The sequence below is a fragment of the Paraburkholderia sp. BL25I1N1 genome (assembly GCF_003002025.1).
Classification (GTDB): Bacteria; Pseudomonadota; Gammaproteobacteria; order Burkholderiales; family Burkholderiaceae; genus Paraburkholderia.
Genome location: NZ_PVZB01000002.1, coordinates 271,747 through 285,738, shown reverse-complemented (window position 1 = coordinate 285,738; position 13,992 = coordinate 271,747). Strand labels below are relative to the sequence as shown.

General features: G+C 62.8%; 15 protein-coding genes. 11 read left to right on the top strand and 4 right to left on the bottom strand.

Features of this window, described 5'->3' with window-relative positions; genetic code table 11:
* Positions 1-17 precede the first annotated feature (17 nt).
* The 6 genes from B0G73_RS04145 to B0G73_RS04120 all read left to right on the top strand — a co-directional run bounded on the left by B0G73_RS04145 (position 18) and on the right by B0G73_RS04120 (position 5,655).
* Positions 18-353 carry a helix-turn-helix transcriptional regulator gene (locus tag B0G73_RS04145; RefSeq protein ID WP_106278146.1) on the top strand — a complete coding sequence of 112 codons (336 nt, stop codon included), beginning with the start codon at positions 18-20 and terminating at the stop codon, positions 351-353.
* Positions 350-799, top strand: a complete 450-nt coding sequence (locus tag B0G73_RS04140) for an SRPBCC domain-containing protein (protein ID WP_106278145.1) — start codon at positions 350-352, stop codon at positions 797-799. The genes B0G73_RS04145 and B0G73_RS04140 overlap by 4 nt, the downstream gene beginning before the upstream one ends.
* 39 nt (positions 800-838) lie before the next feature.
* The gene (locus B0G73_RS04135; protein ID WP_106278143.1) at positions 839-1,477 is read left to right on the top strand and encodes a glutathione S-transferase family protein; all 639 of its coding nucleotides are present in this window, start codon (positions 839-841) and stop codon (positions 1,475-1,477) included.
* Between the two features lie 9 nt (positions 1,478-1,486).
* Positions 1,487-1,726, top strand: coding sequence for a hypothetical protein (locus B0G73_RS04130; RefSeq protein ID WP_146144149.1), 240 nt, complete (start codon positions 1,487-1,489; stop codon positions 1,724-1,726).
* A 113-nt stretch (positions 1,727-1,839) separates the two neighbouring features.
* On the top strand, positions 1,840-2,880 hold the full coding sequence (locus B0G73_RS04125) for an aldo/keto reductase (protein ID WP_106278140.1): 1,041 nt from the start codon (positions 1,840-1,842) through the stop codon (positions 2,878-2,880).
* A 591-nt stretch (positions 2,881-3,471) separates the two neighbouring features.
* Positions 3,472-5,655, top strand: a complete 2,184-nt coding sequence (locus B0G73_RS04120) for a M1 family metallopeptidase (protein WP_106278138.1) — start codon at positions 3,472-3,474, stop codon at positions 5,653-5,655.
* Between the two features lie 87 nt (positions 5,656-5,742).
* Here B0G73_RS04120 and B0G73_RS04115 read toward each other — a convergent pair whose 3' ends face one another.
* Both B0G73_RS04115 and B0G73_RS04110 read right to left on the bottom strand, forming a co-directional pair.
* Entirely contained in the window at positions 5,743-6,390 is a 648-nt protein-coding gene (locus B0G73_RS04115; RefSeq protein WP_106278136.1) for a glutathione S-transferase family protein, read from the bottom strand.
* Positions 6,391-6,462: 72 nt separating this feature from the next.
* Positions 6,463-7,209: an SDR family NAD(P)-dependent oxidoreductase gene (locus B0G73_RS04110; RefSeq protein WP_106278134.1), complete on the bottom strand. Its 747-nt coding sequence runs from the start codon at positions 7,207-7,209 to the stop codon at positions 6,463-6,465.
* Between the two features lie 381 nt (positions 7,210-7,590).
* Between B0G73_RS04110 and B0G73_RS04105 the strand changes: the two genes are divergently transcribed.
* Positions 7,591-8,535, top strand: a complete 945-nt coding sequence (locus B0G73_RS04105) for a metallophosphoesterase (RefSeq protein WP_106278132.1) — start codon at positions 7,591-7,593, stop codon at positions 8,533-8,535.
* Between the two features lie 33 nt (positions 8,536-8,568).
* Positions 8,569-8,913 carry a cupredoxin family copper-binding protein gene (locus B0G73_RS04100; RefSeq protein WP_106278130.1) on the top strand — a complete coding sequence of 115 codons (345 nt, stop codon included), beginning with the start codon at positions 8,569-8,571 and terminating at the stop codon, positions 8,911-8,913.
* 159 nt (positions 8,914-9,072) lie between these two features.
* Here B0G73_RS04100 and B0G73_RS04090 read toward each other — a convergent pair whose 3' ends face one another.
* Positions 9,073-10,062: a zinc-dependent alcohol dehydrogenase family protein gene (locus B0G73_RS04090; RefSeq protein WP_106278128.1), complete on the bottom strand. Its 990-nt coding sequence runs from the start codon at positions 10,060-10,062 to the stop codon at positions 9,073-9,075.
* A gap of 631 nt (positions 10,063-10,693) precedes the next feature.
* Here B0G73_RS04090 and B0G73_RS04080 point away from each other — a divergent pair.
* Together B0G73_RS04080 and B0G73_RS04075 are read left to right on the top strand one after the other, a co-directional pair.
* Positions 10,694-11,446 (top strand): hypothetical protein, encoded by a 753-nt coding sequence (locus B0G73_RS04080; protein WP_106278126.1) that lies wholly within the window; start codon positions 10,694-10,696, stop codon positions 11,444-11,446.
* 40 nt (positions 11,447-11,486) lie between these two features.
* Entirely contained in the window at positions 11,487-12,563 is a 1,077-nt protein-coding gene (locus B0G73_RS04075; protein ID WP_106278124.1) for a GGDEF domain-containing protein, read from the top strand.
* Between the two features lie 9 nt (positions 12,564-12,572).
* Here the strand turns inward: B0G73_RS04075 and B0G73_RS04070 are convergent, their stop codons facing one another.
* On the bottom strand, positions 12,573-12,797 hold the full coding sequence (locus B0G73_RS04070) for a DUF1289 domain-containing protein (RefSeq protein ID WP_106278123.1): 225 nt from the start codon (positions 12,795-12,797) through the stop codon (positions 12,573-12,575).
* A gap of 229 nt (positions 12,798-13,026) precedes the next feature.
* Between B0G73_RS04070 and B0G73_RS04065 the strand changes: the two genes are divergently transcribed.
* Positions 13,027-13,893 (top strand): phytochelatin synthase family protein, encoded by an 867-nt coding sequence (locus tag B0G73_RS04065; protein WP_106278121.1) that lies wholly within the window; start codon positions 13,027-13,029, stop codon positions 13,891-13,893.
* The last annotated feature ends 99 nt before the right edge of the window (positions 13,894-13,992 follow it).

Here is a 13,992-nt window from a genome sequence, read left to right as displayed (position 1 = left end):
GGCCTATAGTTCACCATATGGCAAAGTCTCCAGTCAGTGAACTCGATCGTACGTTTTCCGCCCTCGTGGACCCTACGCGGCGGGCCATCCTCGCGCGTCTCGAGCGTGAGCCGGGCTTGTCCGTTACGGAAATCGCGCGGCCGTTGCCGCTCAAACTGCCCGCCGTCATGAAGCACCTCGACGTGCTGAGCGACGCGGGTCTGGTGGCGCGCACAAAGAATGGCCGGACCGTCTCGGTCGAACTGGTTGCCGGCCCAATGGAAGAGGCGATGGCGTGGCTGCGACGCTACGAACGCTTCTGGTCCGCGAGTCTTGACCGGCTCGCCGATTTTGTCGAGAGGAACGACGAATGAACGAAAAGCCCAGCCTGACCATCATTCGGCGCATCAAGGCGCCGCCTGCAAGAGTCTACGCAGCATGGACGCGGCCGGAACTGATGGCGCGCTGGTGGGGACCGGACGCCGGGCCGGTGCTGAGCGCCGAAGCCGATCCGCGCGTGGGCGGCCGCTTTCGCGTGGTGTTTCAGACGCTGGACGGCGAAACACACGACTGCCGCGGCGAATACCAGGAAGTGGAGACCGACCGCAAGCTCGTCTTCACATGGGAATGGGTCACGCTGCCCGAGCGCCGGTCGCTCGTGACGATCCGGTTTCGTCCGATCGAAGAGGGCACCGAACTGCATTTCCATCATGCGCAGTTCTTCGACGAGGCCGCTCGCGACGGTCATCAAACCGGTTGGACCGGTGCATTCGAGAAGCTGGACGCACTGCTTGCCGGGCTGGAAAACCAGGCCAAATGAAGCATATTCCACCGAAGTCAACGCACACTGAGGTCGACCATGAAGCTTTACTATGCTGAAACGCTGTCTCCCAGAAAAACCTGCGCATTGGCGCAATACTTAGGGTTGCCAATCGACTACGCCTTTGTCGATCTGCGCAAGGGCGAACATACCCGAGCGGACTATCTGGCAATCAATCCGAACGGCAAGGTGCCTTGTCTCGTCGATGGCGACAAGATCATCTGGGAGGCCGACGCGATCCTGTGCCATCTTGCGCAGCGCGCGGAATCCTCGCTTTGGCCGCGGAGCGCGCAGCAGCAGATCGACGTCGTCCGCTGGTTCAGCTGGAATAGCCAGCATCTGCTAAGGCATGCCGGTGCGCTGTACTTCGAGTATCTGATCAAGCCGTGGGTCGGACTCGGCGAGCCCGATCCTTCGAAAGTCGCCGAAGCGCAAGGGTTTTTCCGCAAGCATGCCGCCGTGCTCAACCAGCATCTGAAGGGACGCAAGTGGTTGCTTGGCGACGACCTGACGGTCGCGGATTTCTCGGTCGGCATCTCGCTGCCGTACGCGAAAGGCGCGGCGATGCCGCTTGAAGAGTTTCCGGAAGTGGTGCGCTGGCACGATCAACTGAACGCGATCGGCGCATGGCGCGATCCGTTTCCCGCGCGTCAGGAGCGCGCCACGGCGAACGCCTGAGGAGGAGTCATGTGCTGCGCGATAGTTGCACTCACCATGACCTTGCTGGCCAGCTGGCGCAGCGAGTCTGGCTCGCTCGCGGGCCGCATCGGGCGGCTGCGCCGGATTGCGATCGCGGTCATCGCAATCGGTGCCGCAGCGGGGTCCGCCATGGCGGCGGACGAGTTTGCGGCGGCGGGTGGCGGACAACAGTCGTCGTTGATCGCGCGGCTGGCGAGCATGCCGATTTGCGGGCACTTTATCCGCTAGTGGCGTGTGACCTGCGATCGTCGAGGCAGGTCGCTTTGAGTCGCATCGACGTGCTGTGCCGATTTGCCGTATCGTACGAAGTCACTGTACTGCGCGCGAATCGGGGGTACGTCATGGCACTTTTGTCGAAAAACGCCGTTGAGAGTGCGGGCAGACGCCGTTTTCTGCGCACGGCTCGTCATACAGCGATCGGCTTGTCGGCGTCGCTCGCATTGCCGCGCATGGCGGCGGCTCAAACGCCAACCCAAACGCCAACCCAAAGGTCATCGCCAACACCTGGCTCGCCAACGCCTCAGTCGCAAACCGAATCCGCCGCCACATCGCTCCCACGCATGTCGCAACGCGTGATTCCCGCCACGGGCGAACGCTTGCCCGTGGTCGGCTGCGGCACCTGGCGCACCTTCGATGTCGGCACCGATCCCGCCGGCCGCGCGCAACTCGCCGACGTGCTGCGCATTCTGTTCGCAGCGGGTGGCTCGGTGATCGATTCATCGCCGATGTACGGCTCGTCGGAAGCGGTGGCCGGCGCTTTGCTTACTCAACTGGATGCGCACAACAAAGCCTTCGTCGCCACCAAGGTCTGGACCGAAGGACGCGAGGCGGGCATCGCGCAGATGGAGGAATCGCTGCGCCGCTTTCAGCAGCCGCGCATCGATCTGATGCAGGTTCACAATCTGCTCGACTGGCGCACGCAAATCGCCACGCTGCGCGACTGGAAAGCGCGCGGCCGGATTCGTCACATCGGCATCACGCACTACACGTCGAGCGCATTCGACGACGTGGCGTCCGTCATGCGCAGCGAGAAACCCGACTTCGTGCAGATCAACTACGCCGCGGACGACCGCGCCGCCGAAGCGCGCATCTTGCCGCTCGCGGCGGACTTGGGCATCGGCGTCGTGATCAATCAGCCTTTCGGTGGCGGCGGCCTGCTGGCACGCGTTGGCAAAACGCCGCTGCCTGGGTGGGCAGGGGAAATCGGCTGCACGAGCTGGGCGCAGATTCTTCTGAAGTTCGTGCTCGCACAGCCGGCGGTGACAGTCGTGATTCCCGGCACGGGGCGTCCGCAATACATGGCGGACAACGTTCGAGCCGGTTCGGGCCCGTTACCCGACAAGGCGATGTGCGCACGAATCGTGGCAGCGGTGAATGGCTAGCCGATTGTTTGCGTATTTATTCGCGCTAATTCCTGGTGAACTCTCCAGCTAGTTCAAATTAAAACCTCATTCGACGTTATTCGCTTAAGTCCTCGCGCTATAGCACACTCTCTCGCAAAGAAAAATAAAGTTTCCCGTAGTCATGCGCGATATTGCAATTCTTAGAGGATTAACTCGGCTTCATTACCGATGCCATTCGATTTGCATACGCGTCGCGCGAATGAAAGAAAGTTTGTGAAAGGAAGTTGACACGGGAACGTTTGCCAAACTAGGCTACGCACTGTCGTCAAAAAACTGATCCGGTTTAATCCGCCTGCCCGGAGACGTAGGTAAGCCGCGGCTTTGCCGATCAGCCGGACGATCGAATAACAGCCCGGGAAAATACCCAGGTCTGTCGAAATGAAAGCATTGTAATAAACGTGTGTCGCAATTCTAAAATCAGCCACAAGTGCTGAGGCGCCAACACGTCTTTATATTCTCGCTAGCAATTCGGTGCTGGTGCGGGAGACCTTTGCCGCTGAAAAAAGAGAAATCCAGCTTAAGCACTCAACGCACTTTATTTTGCCGATATTGTCAGTCGAGGATTAAATTATGCGTATAAATTTCCGATTGCAGATGCAGTGCCTCGCATTAGCCGGAGTTGCGATTCTGGCGGGATGCGGCGGTAGCGACGGCTCGTCTGCCTTGACGAGCAAATCCGGGCAGGCGCCCGCGGCCGCGTCAGGCGCGTCCGAAGTGGCGCTGGTCCCGCCCGCCGCACCGGTCGTGGCCGACACCTCGATCAACAAGACGGTGCCTCCGGTCGAGTTGCCGGACACGGTGACGCCGCTCAACTACAAGCTGTGGTTCCGGCCGAACCCCGCGCTGTCTTCGTTCGACGGCCGCGCCGACGTGCAGATCAAGGTGCAGAAGGCCGTCAACGCGATCACGATCGCCGGGCACCGCGTCAAGTTCACCAACGGCACCATCACCCTTCAGCCGGGCAATATTCCGTTGATCGCCACGCCGCAGGACGACGGCGACTTCTATCAACTGCGCCCCGCGAGCGGGCAGATCGCCGCCGGCAACTACTCGCTGCACATGGAGTGGAGCGGGATCATCAACTTCAAGACCTATGACGATCCGGTCGCGAAGACCGGCGGCAGTTGCGGCGACGATCCCTATCCGGGTTGCTCCGCGGCTGAAGGCGTATTCCGCGTCGACCTGAAGTCGACCGACGGCACGACGAGCGGCGCGATCCTCACGCAAGGCGAATCGAACCTCGCGCGCCAATGGTTCCCCGGCTGGGACGAGCCGGCTTTCCGGCCCACCTACGAGGTGAGCGCGGAGGTCCCGCAGAACTGGAACGTGGTCTCGAACGCGGCCGAGAAACCGGCGGCGACCGTGGATAGCGGCTACAAGCTGGTGTCGTTCGAGAAAACGCCGCCCATGCCGTCGTATCTGCTGTTCTTCGGCGGCGGCCAGTTCGACATTCTCGAAGACGACTTCACGAGCCCGCTGCCCGACGGCAAAGGTCTGCATCTGCGGATTTTCACGCCGCCCGGCATGCGTGACTGGGCCAAACCGGCCATGCAGCAAACCAAGCAGGCACTCGATTACTACTATCGCTACACGGGCATTCCGCTGCCTCTCACCAAGTTCGACACGATCGCGGCCAACGACGCGTTCAAGGAGCAGAAGGACCTGAACTTCGGCGGCATGGAGAACTGGGGCGCCATTCTTGAATTCGCCGACGACATTCTGCCGGCACCGGGCACGACCATGTCCGACTACGGCGTGACGGTGCTCACGCATGAAGCCGCGCACCAATGGTTCGGCGATCTGGTCACGCTCGACTGGTGGGACGACGTGTGGTTAAACGAGTCGTTCGCGACGTTCTTTGAGAACAAGACCAAGGTGCGTTTCTTCCCGGACCGCTTCAGCTGGGTCGACGACGTGAAGAACAAGTACGCGGTGATCAATGCCGACCTGAAGTCCACGGCGTTCCCGGTGCAGCCGAATTTCAACGGCTGGGCGTCGAACGACTTTGTGCTGAGCGCGAGCGCCTTCACGTACGACAAAGGGGGTCACGTGCTGAAGATGCTGGAGAACTACCTGGGTGAAGAAGTGATGCGCAAGGGCCTGCAGTCGTATCTCGCCGACTACTCCCTCGGCAACGTTACGCCCAGGCGTTTGTGGGACGAACTGTCGAAAGCGAGCGGCCAGCCGATGGTGGCGATCGGCGACAGCTTCGTGCGGCAAACAGGCGTGCCGCTGATCACGCTCGACACCCAGTGCGATCTGACGACCAACCAGACGGTGGTCACGCTGAAACAGTCGCCGTTCCCGAATCAGAATCAGTATCCGGGCACCCAGTGGACCATTCCGCTGACGCTCGCATACGGCGACGGCCTCACGTCGCGCAAGACGTTGGCGATGAAGGACACGCAAACGCAGGTGCGTCTGAACGGCTGTTCCGCGGTGCTCGCCGATCCGAGCGGTCTCGATTACTACGTGACCAACTACAGCAATAACGCATGGAGCCAGTTGCTCGCGCAGGGTAGTGCGCTGAAGGATCCGGTCCTGCTGACCAGCCTGCAACTCGAGGCGAAGCTGCTGGTGAACAGCGGTCTCGCGGATCCGTCGCGCGTCACCAGTATCGGCTCGCTGAGCCCGGCGGCCACACCGCTTGCGCGCCAGTTGCTCATGACGGCGCCGACCACGCAGTCGCAGCGTCCGACGATCCGCTATCAGGGCAAGTTCAAACTGAAGCCGCAGGCGCAGCAAGGCCAATAAGCGGCCGTACCGGGTAGTCCAGCGGCCCGCATCGTGTTGCAGCGATGCGGGCCGCTGTTTTGATGCCGCTTCAGATGCCGCAGCAGGTCACGCCGTAGCGCTGGGTCGCGAGGACACTGTGTCGTACCAGCGCCTGAGCGATTTCAGCTCAGCCGGCACTTGCATGTCGATTGCTTTGGCTGCGAAGTCGATCGTCACGAGTGCGGTAATGTCGGCAACCGAGAAGCGCTCGCCCGCCACGAACGCGGACTGTTTCAGACGATCGTCGAGGTCCGCCAGGAAATGAGCGGCCCGTTGCCGGCTGCGCTCGGCGAGCGTCGCAATCTGCTCGTAGTCATGCGGGCCGGCAATCGCGCGACCCTTCAAACCGGGAGCGGTGTTGCGGATCGCTTCCATCACCGAGGCAAATCCCTCCTGTTCCGCGCGCCGTTCCCACATCGTGATCAGCGCCTTGTCTTTCGGCGTGGTACCGAATAGCGGTGTGTCGGGATAGACGTCCTCGATATAGCGCTGGATGGCGGGGACCTCTCCGATCGACGTGCCGTCTTCGAGCACCAGCGTCGGCACCACGCGCCGGGGATTGATCGCGCGATAGGCGTCGCCGTGCTGTTCGCGATTGCCGAGGTCGACCGCCGCGAGCGTGACCGTCACGCCTTTTTCAGCGAGAAAGATGCGTACGCGCCGCGAGTTCGGTGACGCAGTGGAATGGTAAAGCGTCAATGTTTCGGTAGCCATGTTGTTAGTCCTTTGAATGATGCTTCGCGGCGCGCGCTCTTGGCCGCGCGCGCCGCTGCGATCGGGCGAGGATCAGCCGGCCGTCTTGCCGCCGTCGACGGTCACGATCTGCCCCGTGACGAACGAGGCCGCTTCCGATGCCAGGAACACGATGGCGCGCGCCACATCGGCCGGCTGGCCGACCCGGCCGAGCGGCACCTTGGCGGCGAGCGCGGCTTTGTTCTCCGGCGTGCCGGTGAAACGGTCGAGCATGCCGGTATCGGTCGGCCCCGGCGCGACGGCGTTGACCCGCACGCCGATGGACGCCACTTCGAGCGCCGCCGACTTGGTCATGCCTTCCACCGCATGCTTGCTGCCGGCGTACACGGAAGCGAAGGCCGCGCCTTCGTGACCGTACGTCGACGAAACGTTCACCACGCTGCCGCTCTTTTGCGCCGACATCACGCGCAATTCGTGCTTCATGCTGAGCAGCGTGCCGAGCACATTGGTGTCGAACGTCGCGCTGTAGCTCTCGACGGTTTGACTGGTGATCGCGCCGGGTTGGCCTTCGGTGCCGGCGTTGTTGACGGCGGCGTCGAGGCGGCCGAAGCGTGCGACCGTCTGATCGACGAGGTTGGCGACTTCCTCGTCGCGGCGCACGTCGGCCTGGACGAAGTGGGCGTCCGCGCCGAGTTCGCGCAGCTCTTTTTCGAGTGCCTTGCCTTCGGCTTCGCGACGGCCGGACACGACGAGACGGGCGCCGGTTTCGGCGAAGGCGACGGCAGTGGCGCGGCCGATGCCGGTGAGTGCGCCGGTGATCAGAATGACGGGCTGGCTCATTTCGAACTCCTGATGGGTATGTGTTTGCGGTATGGGGCGAAGCGGGCCGCAGCGGGTTGAGCGCGTTGCGATCTGCCCTGAATCGTTGCCTTGAGTGCAATTTAGTGACTTTCCGGGCGGAGTAAAAAGACTTTATAAGCTGGCGGGCATGCCTGTCAGGCATGAGTCGCTTGGGCAGCGCAAACGCTCGACGCGGGCCGTGCGTTCGCCCGCCACGTCGGAAGACCCTCTGTCCATCCATCAGCGCCGCAAGGCGTTTCATCCACTCATTGATCGAAGCTGGAATAAAACCGACGCCGGCCTGGTCATGCCTGACGAACGACTCGCGAGGGCCGCCGGATGATCCACGGCTCGACTGCGACTCTTAAACGTGAGGTCGACATGTCATCACATGATTCATTCAACGCGTCGCGGCGCGGCGCGCTCAGGTGTCTTGCGTTCGGAGGTCTCGGCACGGTGTTCGTTCTGACGGGCGGCATTCTCACGCCCGTGGAACTGGCGCTCGCGGCCGACCAGAATTCATCCGCCGCAAAAGGCGGTGTGCCGCTTTTCCTGCAGATCAGCGACTCGCACATCGGCTTTAACAAGGAAGCCAATCCCGACGTGGCGGGCACGCTGAAACAGACCATCGAGTACGTCAACGCGATGCCGGTCAAACCCGCGCTGACCATCCATACCGGCGATATCACGCATCTGTCCAAGGCGTCGGAGTTCGATCTGGCCGCCCAGTTGATGTCCGGTCTGAATATCACGGAGTTGCACACCGTGCCCGGCGAGCACGACGTGACGGACGGCCCGGGAACCGAATACTTCAGCCGCTTCGGCAAGGCCTCGGACAATAAGGGCTATTACAGCTTCGACCATCAGGGCGTGCATTTCATCGGCCTCGTCAACGTGATGCACTTCAAGCCGAACGGCCTGGGCGGGCTCGGGGACGAACAGCTCGAGTGGCTCGAAAACGATCTGAAAGGACGCTCGTCCAGCACGCCGATCGTCGTGTTCGCGCACATGCCGATGTGGACGATCTACGAGCCGTGGGGCTGGGGCACCGGCGATGCGGGCCAGGCGATGAGCTATCTGAAACGCTTCGGCTCGGTGACCGTTCTGAACGGCCACATCCATCAGATCGTTTCAAAAGTGGAGGGCAACATCACGTTCCATACGGCGCGCTCGACCGCCTATCCGCAGCCGACCGCCGGTAACGGCACCGGCCCCGGACCGTTGACGGTGCCCAGCGACCAGCTTCCGAAAATGCTCGGTGTGACCAGCATCAAGATTGCCCGGCATCCGCTCAAGGCCACGCTAGACGACACGACGCTGGTTTAAACGTCAGTTCTTTTCTATTGCAGGAGATCAGTTATGCAAACTAAAAAAATTCGCCGCGTTTTGCTCGCAATGGCCGCGAGTTCGGTATTGTTCGCGGCCTCGTCGGGGTTGTCCGTGGCGCGCGCGGAGACGCCCAACACAGTCACCATCAAGAATTTCATGTTCACGCCGATGGAGATGACGGTCAAAGCCGGTTCGACGGTGACCTGGAAGAATCTCGACGGCGAGCCGCACACGGTGGTGAACGACTCGGGCATGTTCCGCTCTGCCGCGCTCGACCAGAACGACACGTACCAGTTCAAGTTCGACAAGCCGGGCGTGTACAAGGTGTTCTGCGGCATTCATCCGAACATGAAGGAGACCATCACGGTGCAATGAGCGTGGGCGTTGCAGGAAACCCTCGACAGACTGCGGCCAGGGATCGATGCGCTTGCAAGGACGGCTCAGGCTCACCGCGTTCGTGGAAAACTGCCTCGCCGACGAAACCGCTCCCGCTGCACGCGCGGCGAGCCCTGCGCTCGAATCCGCCAGTCCGGTCTAGAGCGTCACGACGATCTTGCCGAACTGGCCGTTCTCTTCCAGATAGCGATGCGCTTCCATCATGTCGTCGAATCTGAAGGTGCGGTCGATCACCGGCTTGAGCGCGCCGCTCGCGAAGCCTTTCAGCACATAATCCACTGCGGCCTTCTGCCGTACGGGGTCGCCGCTCGTGAGCCAGATGTTATGGGCCTTCACGGTCAGCACCTTGGCGATCATGTCGAGCAACGGCAGCGTCGTGGCTTCCTCGCTCAGCGCGCCATAGATGTAGGCGGTGCCCTGAAACGACAGCGCCGCGAGCAGCTTCGCGAAGCCCGGACCGCCGACCGGGTCGAACGCCACGCGCGCGCCTTTGCGGTCCGTGATGCGCATGACTTCCGCCACCAGATCGGTTTCGCCGGTCGCGACCACGTGCGCGGCGCCGGCTTCGAGCAGTCGCTCGCGTTTCGCCGAAGTGCGCGTGAGCGCGATCGACGTCGCGCCGGCGTAGTTGGCGATCTGAATCGCGGCAAGGCCGACGCTGCTCGACGCGGCGGGCACGATGACGAAGTCGCCCGGGCCCACCTTCGCGTCTTCGATCAGCGCGCCGTAGGCTGTCACGAACATCATCCAGACCGATGCCGCCTCGGCGGACGAGAGCGACTCGGGATGCTTCACGACGGCACTGTCCGGCACGACGATCACTTCGCCATACGTGAAGTACTGGTTCATCGAGAACGACGGCATCACGTTGACCTTGTCGCCGGGCGCGATACCGGTGACGTCGGTGCCGATCGCATCGACGACGCCCGCGGCTTCATAGCCGAGTCCCGCGGGAAACCGGACGGGCTCGATATAGGCGTCGCTGCGCCACATCGACTCGGCGCGATTCAGTCCGATGGCCTCGACCTTGATGCGAACTTCGTGCGGACCAGGCGTGACCACCGGCGTCTCGATGAATTCGAGCACTTCAGGGCCACCGGCTTTCGCAAACATGATGGTGCGTGACATTAACAATCTCCGGGTTGGGTGAGCGCCCTCGCCACGAACAAGGAAAGCGAGGCAAGCGAGGCGCGTGCGCTCGGGCTGTTTCAGCGGTTTGTTCAGCGGCTTCTACAGTAGGCGAATAAACCAGAAAATCCGAGTAGTGCTTTTCGTTGCCGCCCCAGAATGCCGCGCGGGCGTACGGCGTGACCGGCAGTTTCTGCTGGAGGCGGTACGGCAGGCCTTGAGGCAGACGCTTTCCGCAAAGGCTGGCCCCACTGCGAAGCAGACCGTCGGGAACAGCACTTGCGTTTGAAATGCAATCCCCGAAGCGTTGACACCTCCACTGTGTGTGAAGTGGTGGCCGCATGATCGCAGCCATGAGCGGAGCCCTGCCGCGCGCGCCTGCATGTTTTGTCAGGGCGCCCGGCGCGTCTCTCGCGCACATTGCGCGTAGCTATGCGCGGTGTGGAACGTTTTACATGTTTCTTCCGCGCAAAACTGCCTCGCAAAGACTGCGTTTAAAGCGCAGCATTGCCGTGTTGATGTCGTCGTGCGAAGGGCAGGTTGCGTGCTTCGAGAGGCTTTGCATGCACCTGAAATCGTCTGAATAAAGTCGGCCTGCCGGCCGAACGTAAGGATTCCGGAGCGTATTGCGATGTACAACGATACAGACTCGCCAAAATCGGTGCTCGATGGCCAGCATGCCGGCGGCCAGGCGAGCGGTCTGTCAAATTCCGCCACGCCGCCGCCGAGGTTCGGACGCCTCGCGATGTGCATGGCCGCGGCCAGCGCGCTTGCGATCGGCGTATTGGGCACGGTGGCGTATAGCGTCTGGTTCAACCACGATCAGCAGGCGTACGCCGAAGCAATGGCCGGCGCACGCCGGGCGCTGGGCAACGGTGTGTCGGCGAACGCGGCTGTGGCGGCTGTGATGGCGAAAAACGCCAGTGCGACCGCGGTCCCAGCCGCAATCGCGTCGGCCAAGCCGGCGCAAGCGCTGCCTTCGTCACAGGCAATGACGACAGGCGGCGCGACCGTGCCGGCATCGCCAGCGGGCACGGACCCGGAAGCGGGCGGGCAGTTCGCGTCCTGGTCCGGCGAGGTCAAGGCCAAGGCCTTCGCGGCGCAGCCTGTGCGTGTTGCCAATGCGGCATCCAGCACGTCCGCGTCTACGGCGCCGCCGCCCACGCCCGCTCGCCGGTCCACGAACGCCAGCGCTGCACCGACGCAGCAGCTCGCCGCGTCGCATCCCGGCAAGGACGGTCGCGCCGCGCTGCAGGAGCGCCGCGCGCCTGAAAACGCGCGCCACAAAAACAACCTGTTCGCCCGCATGGGGCTCTTCTTTCGTCGTGTGAATTACCGGCAACATGGCAACGCAAATCGGCAAGACATCTATTCCCATCCGTGAGCCGCGTCGTGCCGGACGGGCCGGTTCAGATGGCGCTTTCATGAGCCCCTTCAGACGCGCTCCCGCCATGCTCGCCGGCGCGTCACTGCTTTGTCTGCTCGTGGGCCTGCTTTATCTCGCGTTGCAGATCAGGACCATCTTCTCGGATCAGTTGAAGCAGGAATACGCCGGCCTCGTGCTCGAAGCGGCGGAGCGCGCGGAAAGTGCTCGCGCAATCGTCGACGTATGGCAGCAACACGCGCCGCAGCAAGCCGGCGACAGCCAGGCGCAAACGCAAGGCTACCGCCGTGCACGTATCGAACTCGCCGATCGCCTGAAGTCGCTCGCGGCATTGGTGAATGCCAGCCCGTCGGCGGCGCCGCGGATGCCGCCATCGGCGTTGGCGCCCGATGCCAGTCTGAATGGCACCGATGCGTTGCTCGCCACAATCCAGTCGTATTGGCGCGCGCAACGCGATGCCGATGGCGCCGACGTGCGCCTGCGCATTGCCCATGTGGCGAACGTATTGATCGCGCTGGCCGCGCTGCTGTTCTGCATGTTGCTCACCGCGCTCGGCATGTACGCGAAACGCAATCGTCAACTGGCGGGCGAATCGCATGAATTCGAGTACGCGGCGTTGCACGATTCCCTGACCGGCTTGCCGAACCGGCGCAACCTGTTCGCCACGCTCGACGAGGTGGCGGCGAATTTGCACGCCGGCCCGACGTCTCGCCAGATCGCCGTGCTGTATGTCGATCTGGACGGTTTCAAGCAGGTCAACGACACGCTTGGTCACCGCGTCGGCGATGAATTCCTGGTTGCGGTATCGCGGTCCTTTCGCGAGTCGGTGCGCAAGGAGGATATCGTCGCGCGCATTGGCGGCGACGAATTCGCGGTGCTGATTCGAGAGTATTCGACGGCGGATGAATTGGCCGAGATTGCTCAAAGGCTGATAACGTGCGTGGTCGAGACCGACGCGGAGATGGGCATCGGCGTGGTGCGAGCGAGCATCGGTATTGCCAGCTACCCCGATCCCGTCAGCGATTATCAGCGCCTCGTCGCCGCCGCCGACGACGCGATGTATCACGTCAAGCGCGGCGGCAAAGACGGTTACGCGTTCGCGGCTCGGGCTGAGTGAGCGGCGCGCTCAGGACGTTTGAGTCTCGGGTGCCGGATGCGCCGCTTGCGCCCCTTGCGTCGCCCGTTTCAGTATCGCTTCCCGGCCTGACCGTTCATTGATGACCGCGAGACGCACGTCGTCGCTCATGGTCTTCCACGCGCGGATTTCGTCGCGCGTACGCAGACAGCCGAGGCAGAAGCCCGTTTCGCCGTCGAGTTTGCAAATGTCGATGCAGGGTGACTGGATTGTCATGATCCGACCAGCGGTTCCGTGGGGTTGACCTCGCCGGCGATGGGCGAGAGTCGGTTGGAAAATGCTGCAGCATTGTAGGGGAGAAGCGCGCTTCGCGTGCCAAAGCGCGTGCACCGTCGCGCACGCCGAGTCTTGTTTCGTGTTACAAAACTGAGGCTTGCGCGCGCGCGTCGATGCACGCGCCCGGCGCTGCCGCAGTCATCCGGGTTCATCCACAGCGGAAAAATCCATGTTCAAATATTCATTGATGCGCGCCATCGGGCGCTTGAGCCGGCCTGAGTGGATCGTCACCGTTATGGCCGCGGCGTTAACCGCGTGTGCGCCGGTGCCGCCGGCCAGCAGTCAGGCCGCCGTTCCGCCGGCCGTTATTCAGTCCGCCGGTCAGCCCGCTGTTCCTCCCGCTGGTCTCCCCAATAGCGAAGCGTCCGCGCGCCCGGCCGACGGCCCGCTGCCGGTGCCGCCGAACCTCGTCGCGTTGGCGCAGCCGGCCGGCCAGAAGCGGCTGACGAGTTCCAGCTCCAACCAGTCGTACTGGCCCCTCTCGCAGTATTTCGAAACCCAGCGCAACCAGGCCTATTGCTCCGTCGCGACCTCGGTCATGGCGCTCAACGCATTGGGCATCCGCCGGCCCCAATCGACGCAGTACCCCGACTTCCCGTTCTTCTCGCAGGACGATTTCTTCCAGGGCATCGATCCGCAGGTGGCCAACGCCGCCAGGGTTTCGCAGGAGGGCATGACGCTCGATCAGCTCAGCACGGCTTTGAATTCCTTCCCGGTCGAGGTCAGGAAATATCACGCAGCGGACCTGTCGCTCGGCCAGTTCCGCGATCTGGTGCGCGCGACCACGGGCCACAGCGACCGCTTCGTGCTATTGAATTTCAGGCGCGTGGAAATCGGCGAGGCGGGCGGCGGACATTGGTCGCCGCTCGCTGCGTACGATTCGGCGAGCGACAGCGCGTTGCTGCTCGACGTGGCGCGCTACAAATATCCGGCTGTCTGGGTGCCGATCGCGCAGTTGTACGCAGGCGCATTGGCGGTGGATAGCGTGAGCGGACTTTCACGCGGCATTGTGATCATCGGCAAGCGGCCGACTTGAAGCCAGCCTGCCGGGGCAGCCACGACAGTCAAGTGCGCGACACGAGAGACGGCTCGCGCGAGTGAGGCCACAGCAAACCGGCCCCCGCGCGATCTCGAT

Bases quoted from the DNA above. Each gene is read 5' to 3' on its own strand.
- B0G73_RS04080 (WP_106278126.1), top strand. From the start codon at position 10,694: ATGTACAACGATACAGACTCGCCAAAATCGGTGCTCGATGGCCAGCAT.
- B0G73_RS04120 (WP_106278138.1), top strand. From the start codon at position 3,472: ATGCGTATAAATTTCCGATTGCAGATGCAGTGCCTCGCATTAGCCGGA.
- B0G73_RS04145 (WP_106278146.1), top strand. From the start codon at position 18: ATGGCAAAGTCTCCAGTCAGTGAACTCGATCGTACGTTTTCCGCCCTC.
- B0G73_RS04110 (WP_106278134.1), bottom strand. From the start codon at position 7,209: ATGAGCCAGCCCGTCATTCTGATCACCGGCGCACTCACCGGCATCGGC.
- B0G73_RS04075 (WP_106278124.1), top strand. From the start codon at position 11,487: ATGAGCCCCTTCAGACGCGCTCCCGCCATGCTCGCCGGCGCGTCACTG.
- B0G73_RS04100 (WP_106278130.1), top strand. From the start codon at position 8,569: ATGCAAACTAAAAAAATTCGCCGCGTTTTGCTCGCAATGGCCGCGAGT.
- B0G73_RS04135 (WP_106278143.1), top strand. From the start codon at position 839: ATGAAGCTTTACTATGCTGAAACGCTGTCTCCCAGAAAAACCTGCGCA.
- B0G73_RS04090 (WP_106278128.1), bottom strand. From the start codon at position 10,062: ATGTCACGCACCATCATGTTTGCGAAAGCCGGTGGCCCTGAAGTGCTC.
- B0G73_RS04105 (WP_106278132.1), top strand. From the start codon at position 7,591: ATGTCATCACATGATTCATTCAACGCGTCGCGGCGCGGCGCGCTCAGG.
- B0G73_RS04130 (WP_146144149.1), top strand. From the start codon at position 1,487: ATGTGCTGCGCGATAGTTGCACTCACCATGACCTTGCTGGCCAGCTGG.
- B0G73_RS04140 (WP_106278145.1), top strand. From the start codon at position 350: ATGAACGAAAAGCCCAGCCTGACCATCATTCGGCGCATCAAGGCGCCG.
- B0G73_RS04070 (WP_106278123.1), bottom strand. From the start codon at position 12,797: ATGACAATCCAGTCACCCTGCATCGACATTTGCAAACTCGACGGCGAA.
- B0G73_RS04065 (WP_106278121.1), top strand. From the start codon at position 13,027: ATGTTCAAATATTCATTGATGCGCGCCATCGGGCGCTTGAGCCGGCCT.
- B0G73_RS04125 (WP_106278140.1), top strand. From the start codon at position 1,840: ATGGCACTTTTGTCGAAAAACGCCGTTGAGAGTGCGGGCAGACGCCGT.
- B0G73_RS04115 (WP_106278136.1), bottom strand. From the start codon at position 6,390: ATGGCTACCGAAACATTGACGCTTTACCATTCCACTGCGTCACCGAAC.